Raw genomic sequence first — 20,083 nt, forward strand, 5'->3', positions numbered from 1 at the left:
CATGAAACGTTTCTATAGCCGCACCACCGGCAACACCTATTTGTCGGGTTATCACACCAGCCTTCCGGACGATGCCGTTGAAATCGACGAGGCGCGCTATGAGTCGGTCATCGCAAACCCAGTAGCGGGTACCGAGCGATCTCATGACGATCACGGTCTGCCGATCCTGGTCGAGTTGACAGCTCTTTCTGATGAGCAAACTTCGGCCGAAGCCAAGGCGTGGCGCGATCAGGAATTCAACCGGGTTGCCTGGTTGCGCGATCGCCACCGTGACGAAGTGGAGCTGATGAAGGCCACCACGCTGTCCGACGCTGAATACCTGACGCTGCTGACTTACCTGCAGGCGCTGCGCAAGTGGCCCCAGGCGAAGAAATTTCCCGCTAAACGCTCTCGACCGAAAAAGCCTGCCTGGATGACTGCCGAGTGACTGGATGCTGCGTTGTCGGCATCGCCCATCAATGTTCCAGGTATAGGAAAACCAATTATGGATTATCCCAAAAGCGTCCCCAGCGTCGGTCTGGTCGATGGCCGCTTCGTCGATGAAAACCCGGTGGCGGGTACGCCGGGGTCGTTGATTCCGGCGGTGTGGGGCAACAGTGTGACTCAGGAAATTCTGAGTGTGATTACAGCGGGTGGGTTGGTGGCCTCAGAGGCGGACACCACTCAGTTGTTCAAGGCGATTCAGTCGATTGTCGGCAGCACGAGTCCGATGCGTTCGGTCATCACCCGATTGGCCGCGTCGAAAACCCTGACTGATGCCGAACTCGGCCTCGTCCTGATCGATGGCAGCCCCGGCCCGGTGACCTTGCTGCTACCACCGGCCAACGTCGCACTCGGTGTGCGTGATGTGATTGTTCGGCGGGTGGACAACAGCGGCAACCGCATGGTCATCCAGGCATCGGGCACGGATCGCATCCGCTTTCATACGCATCTGGCGGCCAGCGGTTATCCATTTTTCGTGTTGATGGGCGGCGGAGACTGGTGGCATTTGCGCAGTGATGGGGCCGGGAGTTGGTGGCCGGTCGGACGCTTCGACAATACCCCGCTTGGCCGGCCGTTTTTCGAGACAACCATCATGCTCAGCCCCGGCGGATACGGTGCGCTTAATGGCACCGTCATGAAACGCGCGGAATGGCCGTGGCTGTGGGATCACGCCCAGCAATCAGGCATGTTGGGCGCTGAAGCCTTTCGGGCGAGCACTGAGGGCAAATGGACCACCGGTGACGGTGCAACGACGTTTCGCGGTCCTGATGGGCGAGGGGAATTCCTTCGGGTTCTGGATGAAGGTCGTGGTGTGGATACCGGACGCGGGATGGGTACTTTTCAGACTGGATCGACGCACTCGTATGCGATGGGGGCGAATGGTGGCGGCGCCGTCGGGTCGCGCTGGACGGACAGCCTGACGGCAGTGGGGGCGGATACTCGAGAGGAGCCTCAATACGTTTCGGGGTTGAGCAATGGCGGTCCGATTTATCCAGTGGGTACCAATTATCAAATGGACCCGTCAGCGACTCTGCTCTACGCCTTCAAATCCCGCCCGCGCAACATGGCCTATCCCGGTCGCATCAAACTCATCTGAGGCGCTTTATGTTCAATTATCTATTTGATGGTTCGGGCGCTCTTTCCGGGCCTGTCGAGTTCATTGCCACGCCAGGCATCGGCGTTCAGTTGCCCGGTAATGCCGTTGAGCTGGCCTACGAGTTGCCCGAGCCGGAAGCCGGTCGCAGCTGGGCGCTGATCAACGGTGTACCCCGTGAAGTGATTGACCGCCGCGGTGTGGTTTATCGCAAGGACGGCGGTGCCCAACAGATCTGGACCGAGCTGGGAGAGTTGCCAGACACCCTGACCGCACAGCCGTGGCCAGGGGAGTTCCATGTCTGGCGCGACAACGCCTGGGTACAGGATGAGCAGGCTCGCTTGGTGAGCGTAAGACAGCAATGCCTCGATCAGCGCGACGTACTGCTACGCGATGCCGTACTGCGCATCGCACCCCTGCAATACGCCGAAGACATTGGCGATGCCAGCCATGACGAACAACTGCTGCTGATCGAGTGGAAGCTCTACAGCGTCGAGCTGAACCGCATCGAAAAACAGGCCGGTTTCCCCGATGAAATTACCTGGCCGGTCGCACCCGGCGCAACCGTAGCCAACTGATTTCAGCACAGGAAGCAGTGCAATGGATTATCCAAAAACTATCCCCGGCGTGGGACTGGTCAACGGCGGCTTCGTCGATGAAAACCCGCTCGCCGGAACACCGGGATCGTTGATTCCGGCGGCGTGGGGCAACAGTGTCACGCAGGAAATTCTCAATGCGATCAAGGCCGCCGGATTGACACCGGATGAAGCCAGAACCGATCAGCTGGCCAGCGCAATCGGTGCACTGGTCGACTTCAGCAAACTGAAAAATACCCCAACCACGTTGGCCGGTTATGGCATCACCGATGCGGTGGGGCGGTTGCTGGCAGTCAGGCAGTTCGAATCCGTCGGTATCACGCTTTACAAACCCCATCCCCGAGCGAAACGCATACGTGTGCGCTTGGTCGGCGCGGGTGGTTCCGGTGGTGGCTGTGAACCTGTCCCCGCCAATAATCACCGTATTGGTGGTGGCGGTGGTTCCGGCGCCTATGCGGAGAGTCTCTACGACGTGACCGCGCAAATGCTGGCTGGCGTGCCTGTGTCTTTGGGGGCGGGCGGCGCTGCAGTCAATACGACCGGGATGACCGGGGGCGGTGCTTCCTTCGGCACCTATATGAGCGCCGCTGGCGGTGCAGGCGGGCAAATCCTTTCATTCCCGGTGACAGCAACGACGGTCGGTTTCGTCATGGGCGGTGCTGGCGGTCAAATCGTCACGGGTGGTGGTCTTGCCAACGCTCGTGGCAGCCCTGGTGAGTTCGCGATGTACAACTTCAATTGGGGTGTCGTTTCCGGCGCTGGGGCTGCCAGCCCGTTTGACGGTGGTGGCACACGTGTAGGCGTCAATGGAAATGGCATCTCCGGCGGGCGAGGCTCCGGTGGCAGCGGATCCTGTTCGGTCAATGCGTCCGCTTCAGTCGTCAGCGGCGCCGGCGGCCACGCCTTCTGTGAAATCTGGGAGTACGAGTAATGGCCGTTTATGCACGGATCGAGAATGGCGTGGTCGTCGAGCGGATCGACACCGGTGACTACGCAATCAGCCAACTGTTTGCGCCGTCTTTTGTGGCGTCGATGGTGCGAGTTCCGGATGGTCAGGCGGTCGAAATCGGCGCGCCGATCAGTGAGTTGCCGACAGCTGCCGACCCACTGCCCGCGCAGCAAAGTCCGGTGATCCTCCTGGCGCCGGTTGCTGCAGATCAAACGCCTGCGGCAGCGGAACGTAGCTGGCGTCAGGCATCCCTTTCAGCGACCGAATGGCTGGTCACTCGCCATCGCGATGAGCAGGAACTGGGGCGTGGAACCTTGCTCAAGGCTGCGCAATACCTGGAACTGCTCGAGTACCGACAAGCGCTACGCGACTGGCCTGATTCCAGCCATTTTCCGGGAGTGGTTTCCCGGCCGTCAGTGCCGCTTTGGCTGGCCAGCGCGATTGGCTAAGGCCTGCGCGCCCACTGTATTTCAATCAAGGAGATGAACATTGGACTATCCCAAGAGTGTGCCCAGTGTCGGACTGGTCAACGGCCAGTTTGTCGATGAGGACCCAATTGCCGGAAAACCCGGTTCGCTGATCCCGGCGACATGGGGCAACAGCGTCACGCAAGAAATTCTCAACGTTGTTCAAGCTGCCGGTCTGACGCCGAACGAGTCGTCAAACAATCAGTTGCTGGGGGCGCTGCGCAGCCCGGCATTGTTCATGACAGCGCCTCAGTTTGATGGCGGGCGCTCGGCAGCAACGTCCGAGTTTGTGCAGCGGGCGCTGGGCAGCTACGCAAGTGCTCGCGGTATATTCGCCGCCACCCAATTGACCCAGGCCGACGTTGGCTGTTCGATCGGTCTCGGTGGTAACGCGACGTATACCGTGACGCTTCCGGATGCCGCTGCGGTGCCGAGCGGTGCCACGATCAGCCTGCATTGCCGTAACAGCGCTCCCGTCACCGTGGCCAGTAAAACCGGCACACAGATCAGCCCGCAAGGTGCTTATCTGGCGTCGATCGTTTTGAACAATGGTGAGAGTGCGAACTTTGTCAGAGAGTCTGGAGTGTGGGTGGTGTATGGCACCGCTGCGCTCAAGTACTCCGTCAATTACGCCGCACAGTTCGCCACAGCGGGATATCAAAAGTTTCCCAGCGGTTTGATCCTGCAGTGGGTAACGGGGGGCTCCGATGCGAATGGCAACATGACGGTGTCGTTGCCGATCAGGTTTCCCAATGCTGTCGTCGGCGGTGTTGCCAATGAAGGCTACCCGTCAGGTTGGGGGGCCTCCAACGTCACCGTTTGGGCATTTGACGGCGCGAACTCCACGACAACGACAGTGGTGGCTCGGGTCCGAAGTGTCCAGGCTTCAAGTGTCAAGGTTGATTCGGGCATTTCGGGTCGCATTCTGGTTTGGGGGTACTGACCATGACTATTTATTTCTATGCGCAAAGCCTCGGTTTTGACCGGGTCGAAAGCGCACTTCCCGAACTGCCTGAAGGGGCGGTGGAAATCACCCAGGCGCAATACTCCGAACTGTTTGCCGGCCAGGCGAGCGGCAAAATCATCAGCGCCAGTGCCAGTGGTCAGCCCGTTTTGACCGACCCCGTCGTTTCTCCTGAAACGCTTGCCAGCCACGAGCGCGCATGGCGCAACCGCGTTCTGCAAAACACCCAGTGGCTGGTGTTTCGTGATGCCGAAGAACTGGAAGTGGGCGAGGGTACGACTTTGCGCTCCGAGGAATTCAAACAACTATTGGCGTATCGGCAGGCACTGCGTGATTGGCCGATTGATCCGGACTTCCCGAATTTACTTTCCCGACCAGTTGAGCCTGACTGGCTGGAAGGCTTGCTTCGGACAGCCAGTTGAGGAACTAACGTGGACTATCCAAAAAGCGTTCCCAGCGTCGGGCTGGTGAATGGCAAATTCGTCAATGAAGACGTCGTCGCGGGATTGCCCGGATCGTTGATCCCGGCGACATGGGGTAACGGTGTCACCGATGAATTGTTGAACGTCGTCAGATCTGCGGGTCTTGAACCCAATGAAACCGATGCGACGCAGCTGTTGCAGGCGCTGAAAAAAATCAGTCAGGCCGGTGAAGACAAGCATGCGATCGATATCGGCGCCGCCAATCTGTACATGGCCAACTACGTGCCGGCCATCAGTACGTTGAAGGACGGTCTGGCGCTGCGCTTTACTGCTGGTAATGCCAACACTGGAGCGAGCACATTCGCGCCGAATGGCTTGCTGCCCAAGCCGTTATTGAGCCTTGGGCTGAGTGCGTTGCGGCCAGAGGAGATTGTCGCCAGCAGCCTGTGTTCGGTGATGTACAGCGCTGCACTGGACAGTTGGGTGCTGGTGTATGCCAGCGGCGGTAATGCTGTAAGCGGCCGGTTGTTGGGAGTGAAGACGTTTACCGCATCCGGCACCTATGAGCCGACAACCGGGATGAAGCATGTTCTGGTCAAGGTGGTGGCCGGCGGTGGCGGAAGTGCGGGAGTCGGTGCGACCACAACCTCCCAGTATGCAACCGTGGGTGGCGGCGCATCCGGAAGTTATGCTGAAGCATGGCTGTCTTCCGACACGATTGGTTCTCGTCAGGTCGTCACGGTGGGGGCTGGCGGAAGCGCGGGACTGGCAGCGGCGAATGCCGGAGGTGGTGGTACCAGTTCTTTCGGTTCGCTGGTTTCTGCTGCCGGTGGTGGAGGGTCGCCGTGGATTGGATTTGTCGCGAATCAGGGCATGGGGCTTTATACCGGAGGCTATCCCGGTCAGACGGCCAGTGGAGGCAACATCGTCAATAGCGCGGGAAATGCAGGCACCCCCGGAATATCTGTCAACGGCTCGACCCTTGCTGGGCACGGTGGCAGCTCGCCGTTGGGCGGAGGCGGTTTTGGCAACAGCGCAGCAGGCTCTCTGGCCGCACCAGGTTCCGGTTTCGGTTCCGGTGCGGGAGGAATCGCCAACGCCCCCAATCAACCTGGCAGACCAGGTGGCACAGGTGCTTCAGGCGCCGTGATCATCTTCGAGTACGCCTGATGAAAACCTACGCACGCATCACCCACAACACCGTGGTCGAACTGTTCTCGACCAACGGAAACATGGCCGAAATGTTTCATCCGGATCTGCTCTGGGTCGACATCACTGAAATCACTCCGGCACCGCAAATCGACTGGACTGCCAATTTCGGCACACTCGGTTGGATGTTCACATCCCCCGAAGAACTTGCGCCGGAGAACTCACTGAAAACTCTGGCAAGAAAATGGTTCACAGGTGTTGGCCGTCAATCGTGATTCAATCGGGGGCAATATCCAGGGAGGATCAAGCATTATGCAAATAACTGAAAACAACCTTATCGACATCATGCCCAACGCCCGCTCCCAAGCGGGCGTTTTTGTTTCTGCACTCAACAGTGCCATGGCTCGGCGGCGTATCGACACGCCTAAACGTATTGCTGCGTTCCTTGCACAAGTCGGCCATGAGTCGGGGCAGTTGCGCTATGTGCGCGAACTGGGCAACAACCAATACCTGAGCAAATACGACACCGGTACGTTGGCCTTGCGTTTGGGCAATACACCGGAGGCCGATGGCGACGGGCAAAAATACCGAGGGCGCGGGTTGATCCAGATTACTGGCCGTTCGAATTATCGCCAGTGCAGCCTCGGTCTGTTCGGCGATGAGCGTCTGCTGTCGTTGCCCGAGCTGCTCGAGCAACCGCAATGGGCGGCCGAGTCCGCGGCATGGTTCTGGGAGCAGAACGGCTTGAATGAACTGGCCGATCGCGATCAGTTCAACAGCATCACCCGGCGCATCAACGGCGGGTTGAACGGGTTGCAGGACCGCCTGGAAATCTGGGCGCGGGCGAGGGCGGTGCTATGCCAATCCCTTGGCGAATGATCGGCATCCTGATGCTGGCCGCTGGTGCTTTTGCCGCGGCCTGGCAGTTTCAGGACTGGCGCTACGGCCGGCAATTGGCGGAGCAGGCACGGTTAAACGCCGAAGTCCTCAATCAACAGAATGTTGCTGCTGCCTCAGCGCAACAGGCTGAGCAGGATAAACGCCTGGCGCTGGAGCAACGACTCGCCGCCAGTGAACAAACCCACTACCGAGCGCTGAGCGATGCCCAACGTGATCAGGATCGCCTGCGCGATCGTCTTGCCACTGCTGATGTGCGCCTGTCAGTCCTTCTCGACGCCAGCGACGTTGCCCCAGGCTGCAACATGCCAGCCACCGCCGGCCCCGGCGGCGTGGATCATGCAGCCGTACGCGCCCGACTTGACCCGGCGCATGCTCAACGAATTATCGCCATCACCGACACCGGCGACCGTGGACTGATTGCCTTGCAGGCATGCCAGGCCTATGTCAGAGCGCTGGCGCCTGAACATTTTGAATGAGTCTGTGTATTGAAAGCGCAACCGGCTCGTGTACGGTGGAGGCATTCCACACGATCCGGAGCATTCCGTGAAAGAGATCACTCAACTGGCCGCCGAACTGGGCCGACGTCTTCAATTGCTCAATGCCCACGTCACCACCGCTGAGTCGTGTACCGGTGGCGGGATTGCCGAAGCCATCACACGGATTCCCGGCAGTTCGGCGTGGTTCGAGGCGGGCTATGTGACGTATTCCAACCGGCAGAAAACCCAGCAACTGAATGTGCCGGCCGAGTTGTTCGAAACGGTGGGCGCGGTCAGTCGCGAGGTGGTCGAGGCGATGGTGCGTGGTGCCCAGGACAAAAGCCTGGCGCGATTTGCCGTGGCTGTCAGCGGTGTGGCCGGGCCGGACGGTGGTTCACCGAACAAACCGGTCGGCACTGTATGGCTGGCCTGGGGTGTTGGCGAAACGGTCACCAGTGAAGTTCAGCACTTTCCCGGTAACCGCGATGATGTCCGCCGACAAACGGTGAAGGCCGCGCTAGAGGGGCTTCTGCGACTAGCGGCACGAGAAATCGAAAATCAGGGGTAGGCGATCCGCGAACGCTGTGGAATAATACTGGCTACTTATACAGGTGTTGGCCGTCAGGCCTTATTGATTACGTGAGGACTTTAATGGACGACAACAAGAAGAAAGCCTTGGCTGCGGCCCTGGGTCAGATCGAACGTCAATTCGGCAAGGGTGCCGTAATGCGTATGGGCGATCAGGACCGTCAGGCGATCCCGGCTATCTCGACTGGCTCTCTGGGTCTGGACATCGCGCTCGGCATTGGCGGCCTGCCAAAAGGCCGTATCGTTGAAATCTACGGTCCTGAATCCTCCGGTAAAACCACGCTGACCTTGTCCGTGATCGCCCAGGCGCAAAAAGCCGGCGCGACCTGCGCATTCGTCGACGCCGAACACGCCCTCGACCCAGAGTACGCCGGCAAACTGGGCGTCAACGTCGACGACCTGCTGGTGTCCCAGCCGGACACCGGCGAACAGGCGCTGGAAATCACCGACATGCTGGTGCGTTCCAACGCGGTTGACGTGATCATCGTCGACTCCGTGGCAGCTCTGGTACCAAAGGCTGAAATCGAAGGCGAAATGGGTGACATGCACGTGGGCCTGCAAGCCCGTCTGATGTCCCAGGCGCTGCGTAAAATCACCGGTAACATCAAGAACGCCAACTGCCTTGTGATCTTCATCAACCAGATCCGCATGAAGATCGGCGTGATGTTCGGCAGCCCGGAAACCACCACCGGTGGTAACGCGCTGAAGTTCTACGCCTCGGTTCGTCTCGACATCCGCCGTACCGGCGCGGTGAAGGAAGGCGACGAAGTGGTCGGCAGCGAAACCCGCGTCAAGGTTGTGAAGAACAAGGTCGCTTCGCCGTTCCGTCAGGCCGAGTTCCAGATTCTTTACGGCAAAGGCATCTACCTCAACGGCGAGATGATCGACCTGGGCGTGCTGCACGGTTTCGTCGAGAAGTCCGGCGCCTGGTATGCCTACGAAGGCACCAAGATCGGTCAGGGCAAGGCCAACTCGGCCAAGTTCCTGGCGGACAACCCGGAAATCGCCGCGAAGCTCGAGAAGCAACTGCGTGACAAGCTGCTGACGCCGGCAGTGATCGACTCCAAGGCTTCTGCAGTCAAAGAGACTGAAGACGACCTGGCCGACGCTGATATCTGATTGCAGCGATGACCACCGCCGTACTCGATACCCTCGTCGCTGTGCGGCGAACCGCCATGGACCTGCTCGCACGCCGCGAGCACGGTCGAGTCGAGCTGACGCGCAAACTGCGTCAGCGCGGCGCCGAGGCGGATATGATCGAAACAGCCCTCGACCGTTTAACGGAAGAGGGGCTGCTTTCCGAAGCCCGTTACCTTGAAAGCTTTGTTTCCTACCGTGCCCGTTCCGGCTACGGCCCTCTGCGGATTCGCGAAGAGCTGAGCCAGCGCGGTTTGCAACGCGCCGATATTGAACTCGCCCTGCGCGAAAGCGGTATCAGTTGGCAGGAACAACTTCAGGAAACGTGGCGCCGGAAGTTCTCCGGGCATTTACCGATTGATGCGAAGGAACGGGCCAAACAAGGCCGATTTCTGGCGTATCGGGGGTTTTCGATGGAGATGATCAACCGCTTGTTCAGCGGTCGAGGCATGGACGATTAAAACGATTCAATAAAAACGGCCCGCTATGAAAATAGCGGGCCGTTTTTTTTTGCCCTCAAATTACCTTTGAGGGTTCGCGCGAACGTTGCGCTGTTTGCGGTTTTGAATCAGCCCAGTTTTCCGGCAGGTTGATGTAGTCGATCAACTCCCTCAGACGCCCATGAGTGCGGGCATTGAAGGCAAAGGCCAGTCGCACCAGATGGCTGTACTGCGCTTCATCCTGCTCCTCACCGCTGTAGGCGTGTTGATGAAACTGGTCGCTCAGGCACAGATCGGCAAAGGCCTCCTGCATATGTTCCAGCGCTTGATCGCTGAGCTTGTGATGCATACGAATCACGAATTGCCGCTTGAGCCAGCGGCTGGAGTGGAAGTTGCCGTAGAACTGGTTGATCTGTTCCACCGCTTCCTCAACGGTATAAACCAGACGCATCAGCTTCATGTCAGTCGGCAGGATGTAGTGGTTGGCCTCCAATTGCTGGCGGATGAAGTCCATCGCGCCTTGCCAGAATGTGCCGCCTGGCGCATCCAGCAGCACCACCGGCACCAATGGACTTTTGCCGGTCTGGATCAAAGTCAGCACTTCCAATGCTTCATCCAGTGTGCCGAACCCGCCGGGGCATAAAACCAGTGCGTCAGCCTCTTTGACGAAGAACAGCTTGCGCGTGAAGAAAAAATGGAAAGGCAGCAGATTGCCGGTACCGTCGACGGTCGGGTTGGCATGTTGTTCGAAGGGCAGGGTGATGTTGAAGCCGAGGCTATGATCGCGGCCGGCACCTTCATGGGCGGCGGCCATGATGCCGCCCCCGGCGCCAGTGATGACCATCATCCCCGAGCGGGTCAACGCCGCGCCGAGTTCACGGGCCATGGCATATAGAGGATGTTCGACTGGTGTACGCGCCGAGCCGAACACCGTGACTTTACGTCGGCCCTTGAATTGTTCCAGCACCCGGAATGCCTGCTCCAGTTCGCGCAGGGCTTGCAGGGTGATCTTGGCGTTCCAGCGGTTGTGGTCTTCCTGAGCCATGCGCAGCACGGTCAGGATCATGTCGCGGTAGATCGGAATGTTCGGGCTGTTGGGGGAAACACGGTTGAGTTGTTCTTCGACCTTACTGATGAGGTCGGGGCCGCTTTCCTGAAAATGACGACTCAAGAGGTCATTCGGTTGGTAAGGCATTCAACGTCTCCTTCTGCACAGAGCGGTTGGCCCTGACGAGCGGCGTCAGTGCCGCGCTGCAAAAAACACACGATCGACAGTTCCTTTCCTGCCGTTGAAAAGTGATCGGGAATACTCTGAATCTAGACCCTTGCGCGCAATCGCGCTGACTTGATCATTGCGTTGCAAGGTTTTGGCTGGCAACCGTTTATTGATTTTCCGCCCGTTCCGTCACCGCTCGTCCGAACGTGCGCCGAGCGGCAATCCCTCTGATTAACTAACTCACAGGCGCCGTACGACAGCTTTGCGTCAACAAACGTACGCAAGGTGCACGCGATTCAAGGATTTGCGGGTGGCAAGGAGGCGGGGCACATGGCCAGAGTGATTCTGGAGATCGATACGCAGCTGTATCGAATGTTGAAGGCATCAGCCGAGACCAATCATCTCAGTCTCGAAGAAGAGTGCTGCCGGCGGTTGGCGGGCGGCGAGCGCCGTTCGCACTATTTACAGGCCTTGCTGGCCGAACTGCGCGCCGAGGATGAACAGCGGCGCGCCAATTCTCGATGATTACTTCTTCTTCGCCGGCCCGGCTTTCGGGCAATCCGATTCCTGGTAGCTGGCGGAGCCGATCGCTTTGTTGGTTTTCACTTCCGTGAAGTCGTAACGCATGATCGCGCCCTTGGCCATCAGCTTGCGAAACGACGGGTTGTTGCACACCGAAGCGCCCAACTGGAAATACACGGCTTTAGGGTCAGCGCGCATCTTGTCGGCGTGGCTCTTCTGCACGCTCAGGTGGTTGATCAACTGCGTGCCTTCAACGGTGAAGCCCTGATCAAGAATGTCTTCACTGATGGCGCGTGGCGTGCCGACGCTGCTCTGGGCGGCGACGTTGCGCAGCTCGCGGTTCAGATTCTGCTCACTCAGGGAGGCAGCCTGAGCGGTGAAGGACGACGCCAGCAGAATGGCAGCGGTGGGAACGATAAGGCGCAGCATGAAACTCTCCTGGTTCAGTGACTGGTGGTTCGACCAGCCACGTGACTGTGCGTTCAGTGGCGGCGAATTATAGGGGAGCCGGTCGGGAGGGTACAGGCTTGTGCCCGTCGCTCTGGTAAACTGCCGGCCTTTATTGCCCTGCCGAGTGTTGTTCGTGTCGAGTTTTCCTGCTTTTCGGCGTTATCCGCGATGAATCATGCCCCCAACGCCGTCGCTCGTCTGCGTGACCAGCGTGAAGATGAAGGCATCAAGCCGATTCAGGCCCGTGGCTTTCGCTCTGAGCGTTGCCGCGACTGCCGGGTGATCATCAGCCATTGCCTGTGCGCCTGGCGGCCGAGTGTCGAAACGCGTTCGGGCGTGTGTCTGATCATGACCGGCAAGGAAGTGTTCAAACCGAGCAACACCGGTTGGCTGATTGCCGATGTCGTGCGCGATAACCATGCGTTTATCTGGTCGCGCACCGAGCCCGATCCGCAGATGCTGGCGCTGCTCAACGATCCGCAGTGGCAGCCATACCTGGTGTTTCCTGGCGAATACGTCGAGCCATCGCGCGTGACCAACACCGTCGCGATCGATAGCAGCAAACGTCCGCTGTTCATTTTGCTCGATGCGACCTGGACCGAAGCGCGGAAGATTTTCCGCAAGAGCCCGTATTTCGATCGCTTGCCGATCTTGAGTCTGTTACCCGACAAACTTTCGCGCTACCGCTTGCGTCGTTCGACCCGCAGCGAGCACTTGTGCACTGCCGAAGTCGCCGCGTTGTGTCTGGAACTGGCCGGTGACAGCGACGCCGCCTCTGCGCTGGACGCCTATTTCGACGTGTTCAGCCAGCATTACCTCGGCGCCAAACAGCAGGTCGACATGAATGAGTCCACTCCTGCTCACGCCGAGTTGCTGCCCTATATACGAAAGCCGCAGCCGGAGTTGGCCCAATAGTGGCCCATACTGTGCACAACGGCGGCCGTGCTGCTTGACCACCCAGTCTGCGCTGGGCATGCTTGGCGCCGATTGGGGTGCGGCCAAGGTTTGAAACGCCGTGTTTGCTGTTGATTGGCGTTGAACGTGCCCCTGTGGATATCGCCGCCAAGCGGTATCTTGAGTTGCTTTGGCCAGACCGGAATGCACCGCGTCTGCCATCAAAAACAGGATCATTTGAAAAATGGCCACATACGACATCCTGATTGCCGATGATCACCCTCTGTTTCGTAGCGCCCTGCATCAAGCGGTGACGCTGGGCCTCGGCCCTGATGTACGCTTGGTCGAAGTAGCAAGCATCGCCGAACTGGAAACCCGCTTGACCGAAAAAGCCGACTGGGATCTGGTCCTGCTGGACCTGAATATGCCCGGCGCTTTCGGATTTTCCGGATTGGTCATGCTACGCGGACAGTATCCGCAGATTCCGGTGGTGATGGTCTCGGCGCAGGAAGAAGCTTCGGTGATGGTCAAATCCCGTGAGTTCGGCGCCAGTGGCTTCATTCCCAAGTCCAGCGACCTCAGCGTGATTCAGCAAGCGGTGCGCAAAGTACTCGATGGCGATGTCTTCTGGCCGCCGCAAGCGTTTGAAGCGGTCGCCGTTTCCGACGAAGCCAAAGCTGCCAGCGATGGCCTTGCCAGCCTGACGCCGCAGCAGTTCCGCGTGTTGACCATGGTCTGCGAAGGCCTGCTGAACAAGCAGATTGCCTATGAGCTGAGCGTGTCGGAAGCGACCATCAAGGCCCACGTCACGGCGATCTTTCGCAAGCTGAATGTGCGCACCCGCACGCAAGCGGCTTTACTGCTGCAACAACTTGAGTCAATTCCGAGCCAATAATGGCTGGCGTCTTCACGCTTTTTTGACTTTTGTTGATCTAGTTTTCCCACTCCTTTTTGGTTGGTTTCTACTTTATGTCACCTTTCAAGGGCCAGACCGGCCTGAAACGCATCCTCAACGCTTCCGGCTACTCGCTGGACGGTCTGCGCGCAGCCTTCACCGGTGAGGCGGCATTCCGTCAACTGGTGCTGCTTAATGTCGTGCTGGTTCCGCTGACGTTCTTCCTCAATGTCAGCCGCGTGGAGCAGGCTTTGCTGATTGCCGTGTGCTTGTTGGCGCTGATCGTCGAGCTGTTGAACTCGGCGGTAGAAGCGGCCATCGACCGCATCTCGCTGGAACTGCACCCGCTGTCGAAGAACGCCAAGGACATGGGCAGCGCCGCGCAGTTCGTGGCATTGAGCATGATCGCGCTGGTGTGGGCAGTGATTCTGCTTTAAGCGATTGTCGGCAAAACGATCTCGTCGCTGCGCTGCACCCCGGCGGTGAAAGCGCGGCACAGCTCGAGAAACTCGCGCATGGCCGAAGTCTGGTATTTCTGCTTGTGCCAGATGAAGTAGAACTGCCGCGCCAAGTCCAGATCCGGCGTCTCCACCGGCACCAGACTGCCACGGCGGAACGCATCACGCAGCGCCAGCCGTGAGATGCAGCCAATCCCCAGCCCCGATTCCACCGCGCGTTTGATCGCTTCGGTGTGTTCCAGCTCGAGACGGATATTCAGCGAGCTGCGATGGTGACGCATGGCTTGATCAAAGGTCAGCCGCGTGCCGGAACCCTGTTCACGCAGAATCCACGCTTCGTGAGTCAGCTCTTCCATGGTTGCAGTGCCGCGTTGGGCCAGCGGATGCTGCGGCGCGCAGAACACCACCAGCTCATCCTCGACCCAGCTCTGCACTTCGATGTCCGGGTGGCTGCAATCGCCTTCGATCAGACCCAGATCAATTTCGTAGTGGGCGACTTGTTGCACGATATTGGCAGTGTTCTGTACATGCAGCTTCACCTGACTTTCCGGATGGCGCTGCATGAAGCTGCCGATCAACAGGGTTGCCAGGTAATTGCCGATGGTCAGCGTCGCGCCGACCGACAGCGAGCCGAAACCGGATTTGCCGTTGAGCAGGTCCTCGATTTCCTTGGCCTGATCGAGCAGCGCCACCGCCTGTGGCAACAGCTGTTTGCCAAGGGCGTTGAGGCTCAGCCGTTTGCCGGCGCGGTCGAACAGCTGGCAGCTGGATTGGCGCTCGAGCTCGGTGATCGAGGTGCTGGCGGCCGACTGCGAGAGGTTGAGCAGACCCGCAGCACGGGATACGCTTTCCTGCTGGGCGACGGCGACGAAGACTTGAAGTTGACGGAGAGTAAATCGCATATCGATATAACCGATAACCCTTATCTTAATAATCCAGTTAACAGATATTGTCGTCGCTATTAGAATGCGATGCAATTGCGCACCGTCGCCTTCAAAAGCCAGCGCAGACCCAATCTCCAGGAGTCAAACGTACATGAGCAACATGAACCACGAGCGTGTCCTCAGTGTTCATCACTGGAACGACACTCTGTTCAGCTTCAAGTGCACCCGCGATCCGGGCCTGCGCTTCGAGAACGGTCAGTTCGTGATGATCGGCCTGCAACAGCCAAACGGCCGCCCGCTTATGCGCGCTTACTCGATCGCCAGCCCGAACTGGGAAGAGCATCTGGAGTTCTTCAGCATCAAGGTGCAGGACGGCCCGCTGACTTCGCAACTGCAGCACTTGAAGGAAGGCGACGAGATCATCATCTCGAAGAAGCCTACCGGCACCCTGGTTCTGGATGACCTGAACCCAGGCAAGCACTTGTACCTGCTGAGCACCGGCACTGGCCTGGCGCCGTTCATGAGCGTGATTCAGGACCCGGAAACCTACGAGCGCTTTGAAAAAGTGATCCTGGTTCACGGCGTACGCTACGTCAACGAAGTCGCCTACCGCGAATTCATCACCGAGCATCTGCCGCAGAACGAGTTCTTCGGCGAAGCGCTGCGTGACAAGCTGATCTACTACCCGACCGTGACCCGCGAGCCTTTCGAGAATCAGGGCCGCCTGACCGACCTGATGCGCAGCGGCAAGCTGTTCAGCGACATCGGCCTGCCACCGATCAACCCGCAGGACGACCGCGCGATGATCTGCGGCAGCCCGAGCATGCTCGACGAGACCAGCGAAGTGCTCGACAGCTTCGGCCTGAAGATCTCGGCGCGGATGCGCGAGCCGGGTGATTACCTGATCGAGCGTGCGTTCGTCGAGAAGTAAGCGTTTGGCCGGTGACGCGGAGCGTCACTGGATGCATTCCCACGCGGAGCGTGGGAACGATCAGCCCGCGTTGCCTGTTAAGGCAGCGCGGGCTTTTTCGTTTCCGGGGGTTACGCTTCGGCAGGGATGACTTCGAGCACGCGGATCTGCTCAGGCGTCGGGTAATGCCAGCGTACGTCCAGATCCCAGAACTGCGCGCCGTACTCGCGTTCCGGCACCGGGGTTTGATACGCCGGACGCGGATCCTGGGCCAGACACTGTTCAATCAACGCCACCAACGGTTCATCAAGACGCTGAGCGTGTGCGTGCGCCTGTTGCAGCGCGGAATCCGTCCACTGCACGTCAATCAGCTGTGGCGCAGCGCTGGCGATGCTGTTGGCAGCCTCGGGAATGATGTCGGCGTAAGGCACGTAGGGTTTGATGTCGAGAATCGGCGTGCCGTCGAGCAAGTCGATGCCGGAGATGAACAGGCGATTGGCTTCGACTTTGTCCAGTTTCACCACGGACTGGCCGATGCCATTAGGACGGTGTGTGGCGCGGGTGGCGAACACGCCCATGGACTTGTTGCCGCCCAAGCGGGGCGGACGGACTTTCAGTCGCGGTTTATCTTCCAGCGCTTGATGAAACAGGAACAGCAGCCAGACATGGCTGACCTGCTCCAGGCCTTGCACCGCGTCACCCTGATCGAACGGCGCCACCAGTTCCAGCACACCACGGGCGGCTGGGGCCAGTTGCGGTTGGCGGGGGATGGCGAATTTCTCCTTGAAGCAGGAGCGCACGAAGCCGATGGGGGAGACGCTGTAAGTCATGGTTTGCATTCGAAGCGGGGCAGGGGTGGGCATGATAACCCGACAGGCCTAAAGTCTGGTGTTAGCAGGGCTGGCCTCTTCGCGAGCAGGCTCGCTCCCACAGGGGTTGTGTGCAAGACACGGATCCAATGTGGGAGCGAGCCTGCTCGCGAAGGCCGCACCGCCGATGTCAGAGGCTAAATCCGCCATCAAGTGGAATGATATTCCCGGTCATATAAGCCCCAGCCGTACTCGCCAGACTGATCGCCAACGCCGCCATCTCCTCTTCACGCCCCCAACGCTTCATCGGAATCAGCGCCGTGTCCTCAGCCAATGCCTGCTGATCGCTGCCAATATGCTGCGTCATCTTGCTCGGAAAGCGCCCCGGCGCGATCACGTTGACATTGATGTGCTGGCTCACCAGCTCCCGCGCGAGAATCCGCGACAACTGATGCAGGGCCGCCTTGCTTGGCCCATAGGCATACGCCTGCTCGCCAAACGAAGAAATCCCCGCCACCGAACCGATATTGATAATCCGCGCCGGATTCGCCGCCGAGCCGGCCTTGCGCAACAACGGCAGAAACTGCTGGATGCAGGTGAACACCGACGTTACGTTGAGCTGCATGACCTTTTCCCAGCCCTTGACCGGGTAGCTCTCCAGCGGCGCGCCCCAGGTGGTGCCGGCATTGTTCACCAGAATATCCAGATGCGTGATCTGCTCGCCCAGGCGCGCGGCCAGTTCCTGCACGCCTTCTTCAGTCGCCAGATTCGCCGCCACGCCGTGGCACTTGCCCAAGGCGCTGAGTTCTTCAGCCGTTTGATGGCAGGCTTCGGCATCGCGCGAGCAGACATAGACACGCGCGCCAGCCTCGACAAAGGCCTTGGCGATCATTTTGCCGATACCACGGGTGCCGCCAGTCACCAGAGCGGTGCGGCCTTGCAGGGAGAAATACGGGTGCATGGCGAGTCCTGAGGATTAGGGATCAGTACACCCTAGTCGTCAGCCGCACAAAGCGGAGCCATTATTTCTGGAGGGAATGAGCCGTCATGCGTTGCGGCGGCGACCATCAGTCGCCACCGCAGAAGGGGATCAGGCCGGGCGAACGCGCAGGGTCAGACCCTTGAGGAAGTTGCGCAGCAACTGGTCGCCGCACGGACGGTAGTTGGTGTGGCCGACCTTGCGGAACAGCGCGCTCAGCTCAGGCTTGGACACCGGAAACTCGGCGGCCTTGAGGATTGCGTGCATGTCGTCTTCTTTCAGTTCGAAGGCTACGCGCAGCTTTTTCAGGATGATGTTGTTGGTCACCGGCACTTCGATCGGCTGCGGCGGACGGCTTTCGTCCTTGCCACGCTTGAAGATCACCAGACCGTCGAGGAAGTGTGCGATGACTTCGTCCGGGCAGCGCACGAAACCTTCTTCGTCTTCTTCTTTCTTGTCGAGCCAGGTCACTATATCGGCGAGCGCTACGTCCATGCCGCCGAGCTTGATGATCTCGACAACCTTCTTGTCGCTGATGTCGAGCATGTAGCGCACGCTGCGCAATACGTCGTTATGAATCATGTGAGTAATCCTGATAAGCGTTGTGGGCAGCACGCGGGCGCGCTGCCGGAATGTGTGGCGGCAGTGGAAGTCTTAGAACTTCTCTTTGCCGGACAGGTAGCGCCATTGGCCGACCGGGACTTTGCCGATCGAGACGCCGCCGATGCGGATGCGGCGGATGCCGATGACCTTCAGGCCGACCGCTTCGCAGAACTGGGCGATGATCCCCGGCTGCGGATTTTTCATGGCGAAGCGCAGACGGTTTTCGTTCTGCCAGCTGGCCTTGACCGGCGGCAGCTCCTTGCCCTTGTGGGTGAGGCCGTGCTGCAAGCGGTTGAGGCCGTGGGCGACCATGTCTCCTTCGACTTCAACCACGTATTCCTGCTCGATCTTCGCGGCGTCAGCGGTGAGCTTGCGCAGGATTTTCCAGTCCTGAGTGAACACCAGCAGACCGCTGGCCTTGGGCTGCAGATCGGCACTGGCGGTCAGGCGCAGGAAGTGCCCGCGCAGAGGGCGTTTGCTGAAGCGGTGTTCTTCGCTGAGGGTTTCGGCGCTCAGCGATTGCATGGCGGTTTCAACGTCCATGCCGGCAGGGGCGTTGAGCAGGATGGTCACCGGCTCCGGCGCGGTGGCCTTGGCGTCCTTGTCGAGCTCGACCTTCTGGTCGCCGACCTTGAATTGCGGCTCGTCAATCACTTCGCCGTCCACGGTGACCCAGCCGCCCTCAATGAACAGCTCGGCCTCCCGGCGGGAGCAACCGACCAGTTCGATGAGGCGTTTGGAGAGGCGAATCGGGTCAGTCATGACAGGGCCGTAACAAAAAAGGGGTGGGCATTGTACCTGTGTGGCGCCGGTTAAGCCCGGTTCCATTTACAGGCTGTTCGCAATTCCCTGTGGGAGCCAGCCTGCTGGCGATTGCATCACCGCGGTGTATCTGACTGACCGCGTCGCCTGCATCGCTAGCAGGCTAGCTCCCACAGTTGTTTTGGATTGTGTCAACCGTTACTGGAGCGCTGCTGGTTCTGGCGCAAACGCATATGCAACAACGGATACGGCTGGCCCATGCCATCGACCTCCGAGCGGCCGATTACCTCGAAACCCTGCTTGAAGTAGAAGCCCAAGGCCTGCGGGTTCTGCTCGTTGACGTCCAGCTCATCGGCATTCAGATGCTGCATGGCATAGTTGAGCAGTTTCTTGCCCAAGCCCTGACCGCGATGCTCAGGATCGATAAACAGCATCTCGATCTTGCCCGCCGCGACTCCGGCAAACCCGGTGATGCGCTGGTCGGCGTCCTTGGTGCAAACCAGCATCACCGCATCGAGATAACGCGTGAGCACCAGATTGCGCAGCAGCTCGATATAGCTGTCCGGCAGAAAGTCATGGGTGGCGCGGACCGAGGCCTCCCAGACCCGGGTCAGTTCCTGATAATCGCTGAGTTTCGGCGTGTGGATGACCGAATGGTGACGCATGCCTGTCTGCCTCTTGTCCGTTTCAAGGGAGTCCGTCCCCCGCTAAACGATAGCCGTAAAAAAGCCCCGCATCTCGTAAAAAGAGCGGGGCTTTCTGTATTTGTTGCGGTATCTGGCTGGCTATTTCTGTCGCCAGCAAGATCTCTCCCCCTCACCCCAACCCTCTCCCCCAAGGGGGCGAGGGGGAAGGGAGCTGATCTTCATGCTGTTCAAAACCTGAGCCCGACTGGATATTTCTAGTCGCCGCAATTCGAAAGAACACCTCGATCAGTCCCCTCTCCCCCAAGGGGGCGAGGGGGGAAGGGCGCAGATCTTCGTGCTGTTCAAAACCTGAGTTCGACCGGATGGCTCAGGTCGGTGCAGCACGCAAGA

The 20,083-nt window shown here is 59.3% G+C and carries 27 protein-coding genes; 19 read left to right on the forward strand and 8 right to left on the reverse strand.

The window, feature by feature from the left end:
- Nucleotide 1: 1 nt before the first annotated feature.
- The 14 genes from QOM10_RS06240 to recX all read left to right on the forward strand — a co-directional run bounded on the left by QOM10_RS06240 (nucleotide 2) and on the right by recX (nucleotide 9,685).
- Complete coding sequence (locus tag QOM10_RS06240) at nucleotides 2–427, forward strand: phage tail assembly chaperone (protein WP_127926058.1); 426 nt, start codon at nucleotides 2–4, stop codon at nucleotides 425–427.
- Nucleotides 428–484: 57 nt separating this feature from the next.
- On the forward strand, nucleotides 485–1,579 hold the full coding sequence (locus QOM10_RS06245) for a phage tail protein (protein ID WP_316917749.1): 1,095 nt from the start codon (nucleotides 485–487) through the stop codon (nucleotides 1,577–1,579).
- 8 nt (nucleotides 1,580–1,587) lie between these two features.
- A complete protein-coding gene (locus QOM10_RS06250) occupies nucleotides 1,588–2,154 on the forward strand; it encodes a tail fiber assembly protein (RefSeq protein ID WP_127926060.1) in 567 nt (188 codons plus the stop codon).
- A 22-nt stretch (nucleotides 2,155–2,176) separates the two neighbouring features.
- Nucleotides 2,177–3,103: a hypothetical protein gene (locus QOM10_RS06255; RefSeq protein ID WP_127926061.1), complete on the forward strand. Its 927-nt coding sequence runs from the start codon at nucleotides 2,177–2,179 to the stop codon at nucleotides 3,101–3,103.
- Nucleotides 3,103–3,570 (forward strand): phage tail assembly chaperone, encoded by a 468-nt coding sequence (locus tag QOM10_RS06260; RefSeq protein ID WP_127926062.1) that lies wholly within the window; start codon nucleotides 3,103–3,105, stop codon nucleotides 3,568–3,570. Before QOM10_RS06255 ends, QOM10_RS06260 begins: the two co-directional genes overlap by 1 nt.
- A 40-nt stretch (nucleotides 3,571–3,610) precedes the next feature.
- On the forward strand, nucleotides 3,611–4,531 hold the full coding sequence (locus QOM10_RS06265) for a phage tail protein (RefSeq protein WP_127926063.1): 921 nt from the start codon (nucleotides 3,611–3,613) through the stop codon (nucleotides 4,529–4,531).
- 2 nt (nucleotides 4,532–4,533) lie between these two features.
- Nucleotides 4,534–4,974: a phage tail assembly chaperone gene (locus QOM10_RS06270; protein WP_127926064.1), complete on the forward strand. Its 441-nt coding sequence runs from the start codon at nucleotides 4,534–4,536 to the stop codon at nucleotides 4,972–4,974.
- Between the two features lie 9 nt (nucleotides 4,975–4,983).
- Nucleotides 4,984–6,144, forward strand: a complete 1,161-nt coding sequence (locus QOM10_RS06275) for a hypothetical protein (RefSeq protein ID WP_316917750.1) — start codon at nucleotides 4,984–4,986, stop codon at nucleotides 6,142–6,144.
- Nucleotides 6,144–6,398: a hypothetical protein gene (locus QOM10_RS06280; protein WP_127926066.1), complete on the forward strand. Its 255-nt coding sequence runs from the start codon at nucleotides 6,144–6,146 to the stop codon at nucleotides 6,396–6,398. Before QOM10_RS06275 ends, QOM10_RS06280 begins: the two co-directional genes overlap by 1 nt.
- Nucleotides 6,399–6,435: 37 nt before the next feature.
- The gene (locus tag QOM10_RS06285; protein ID WP_127926067.1) at nucleotides 6,436–7,002 is read left to right on the forward strand and encodes a glycoside hydrolase family 19 protein; all 567 of its coding nucleotides are present in this window, start codon (nucleotides 6,436–6,438) and stop codon (nucleotides 7,000–7,002) included.
- Complete coding sequence (locus tag QOM10_RS06290; protein WP_127926068.1) at nucleotides 6,981–7,499, forward strand: lysis system i-spanin subunit Rz; 519 nt, start codon at nucleotides 6,981–6,983, stop codon at nucleotides 7,497–7,499. Before QOM10_RS06285 ends, QOM10_RS06290 begins: the two co-directional genes overlap by 22 nt.
- A 67-nt stretch (nucleotides 7,500–7,566) precedes the next feature.
- Complete coding sequence (locus QOM10_RS06295) at nucleotides 7,567–8,067, forward strand: CinA family protein (RefSeq protein WP_127926069.1); 501 nt, start codon at nucleotides 7,567–7,569, stop codon at nucleotides 8,065–8,067.
- 83 nt (nucleotides 8,068–8,150) lie between these two features.
- A complete protein-coding gene (gene recA / locus QOM10_RS06300) occupies nucleotides 8,151–9,206 on the forward strand; it encodes a recombinase RecA (RefSeq protein WP_007908746.1) in 1,056 nt (351 codons plus the stop codon).
- Nucleotides 9,207–9,214: 8 nt separating this feature from the next.
- Nucleotides 9,215–9,685 carry a recombination regulator RecX gene (gene recX, locus QOM10_RS06305; protein ID WP_110720180.1) on the forward strand — a complete coding sequence of 157 codons (471 nt, stop codon included), beginning with the start codon at nucleotides 9,215–9,217 and terminating at the stop codon, nucleotides 9,683–9,685.
- Between the two features lie 55 nt (nucleotides 9,686–9,740).
- On the opposite strand, the gene QOM10_RS06310 is transcribed toward recX, so the two are convergent.
- Entirely contained in the window at nucleotides 9,741–10,859 is a 1,119-nt protein-coding gene (locus tag QOM10_RS06310; RefSeq protein WP_316917751.1) for a TIGR00730 family Rossman fold protein, read from the reverse strand.
- 351 nt (nucleotides 10,860–11,210) lie between these two features.
- Here QOM10_RS06310 and QOM10_RS06315 point away from each other — a divergent pair, with 351 nt between their 5' ends.
- The gene (locus tag QOM10_RS06315; protein ID WP_034154934.1) at nucleotides 11,211–11,405 is read left to right on the forward strand and encodes a hypothetical protein; all 195 of its coding nucleotides are present in this window, start codon (nucleotides 11,211–11,213) and stop codon (nucleotides 11,403–11,405) included.
- On the opposite strand, the gene QOM10_RS06320 is transcribed toward QOM10_RS06315, so the two are convergent.
- On the reverse strand, nucleotides 11,406–11,831 hold the full coding sequence (locus tag QOM10_RS06320) for a PA3611 family quorum-sensing-regulated virulence factor (RefSeq protein ID WP_008077172.1): 426 nt from the start codon (nucleotides 11,829–11,831) through the stop codon (nucleotides 11,406–11,408).
- Nucleotides 11,832–12,020: 189 nt separating this feature from the next.
- Here QOM10_RS06320 and QOM10_RS06325 point away from each other — a divergent pair, with 189 nt between their 5' ends.
- From QOM10_RS06325 to QOM10_RS06335, 3 genes are all read left to right on the forward strand, one after another.
- Nucleotides 12,021–12,767: a tRNA-uridine aminocarboxypropyltransferase gene (locus QOM10_RS06325; protein ID WP_160038550.1), complete on the forward strand. Its 747-nt coding sequence runs from the start codon at nucleotides 12,021–12,023 to the stop codon at nucleotides 12,765–12,767.
- Between the two features lie 223 nt (nucleotides 12,768–12,990).
- On the forward strand, nucleotides 12,991–13,641 hold the full coding sequence (gene erdR / locus QOM10_RS06330) for a response regulator transcription factor ErdR (protein WP_077571373.1): 651 nt from the start codon (nucleotides 12,991–12,993) through the stop codon (nucleotides 13,639–13,641).
- A gap of 74 nt (nucleotides 13,642–13,715) precedes the next feature.
- Entirely contained in the window at nucleotides 13,716–14,078 is a 363-nt protein-coding gene (locus QOM10_RS06335; RefSeq protein WP_042557932.1) for a diacylglycerol kinase, read from the forward strand.
- Here the strand turns inward: QOM10_RS06335 and QOM10_RS06340 are convergent.
- On the reverse strand, nucleotides 14,075–15,001 hold the full coding sequence (locus QOM10_RS06340) for a LysR family transcriptional regulator (RefSeq protein ID WP_316917752.1): 927 nt from the start codon (nucleotides 14,999–15,001) through the stop codon (nucleotides 14,075–14,077). The two genes, QOM10_RS06335 and QOM10_RS06340, sit on opposite strands and share 4 nt — an antisense overlap.
- 133 nt (nucleotides 15,002–15,134) lie before the next feature.
- Between QOM10_RS06340 and fpr the strand changes: the two genes are divergently transcribed.
- Entirely contained in the window at nucleotides 15,135–15,914 is a 780-nt protein-coding gene (gene fpr / locus QOM10_RS06345; RefSeq protein WP_007908723.1) for a ferredoxin-NADP reductase, read from the forward strand.
- Between the two features lie 110 nt (nucleotides 15,915–16,024).
- Here fpr and tsaA read toward each other — a convergent pair whose 3' ends face one another.
- The 5 genes from tsaA to QOM10_RS06370 form a co-directional block, all read right to left on the reverse strand.
- Complete coding sequence (gene tsaA / locus QOM10_RS06350) at nucleotides 16,025–16,723, reverse strand: tRNA (N6-threonylcarbamoyladenosine(37)-N6)-methyltransferase TrmO (RefSeq protein WP_174245045.1); 699 nt, start codon at nucleotides 16,721–16,723, stop codon at nucleotides 16,025–16,027.
- Between the two features lie 169 nt (nucleotides 16,724–16,892).
- Nucleotides 16,893–17,663 (reverse strand): SDR family oxidoreductase, encoded by a 771-nt coding sequence (locus tag QOM10_RS06355; RefSeq protein WP_127926074.1) that lies wholly within the window; start codon nucleotides 17,661–17,663, stop codon nucleotides 16,893–16,895.
- Nucleotides 17,664–17,792: 129 nt separating this feature from the next.
- Nucleotides 17,793–18,263, reverse strand: coding sequence for a DUF1456 family protein (locus QOM10_RS06360; RefSeq protein WP_316917753.1), 471 nt, complete (start codon nucleotides 18,261–18,263; stop codon nucleotides 17,793–17,795).
- A gap of 72 nt (nucleotides 18,264–18,335) precedes the next feature.
- Nucleotides 18,336–19,046, reverse strand: coding sequence for an rRNA pseudouridine synthase (locus QOM10_RS06365; protein WP_127926075.1), 711 nt, complete (start codon nucleotides 19,044–19,046; stop codon nucleotides 18,336–18,338).
- Nucleotides 19,047–19,237: 191 nt separating this feature from the next.
- Complete coding sequence (locus tag QOM10_RS06370; protein ID WP_127926076.1) at nucleotides 19,238–19,711, reverse strand: GNAT family N-acetyltransferase; 474 nt, start codon at nucleotides 19,709–19,711, stop codon at nucleotides 19,238–19,240.
- Between the last annotated feature and the right edge of the window lie 372 nt (nucleotides 19,712–20,083).

This window comes from Pseudomonas sp. P108 (genome assembly GCF_032613195.1).
In the GTDB taxonomy this organism is placed as follows: Bacteria; Pseudomonadota; Gammaproteobacteria; order Pseudomonadales; family Pseudomonadaceae; genus Aquipseudomonas.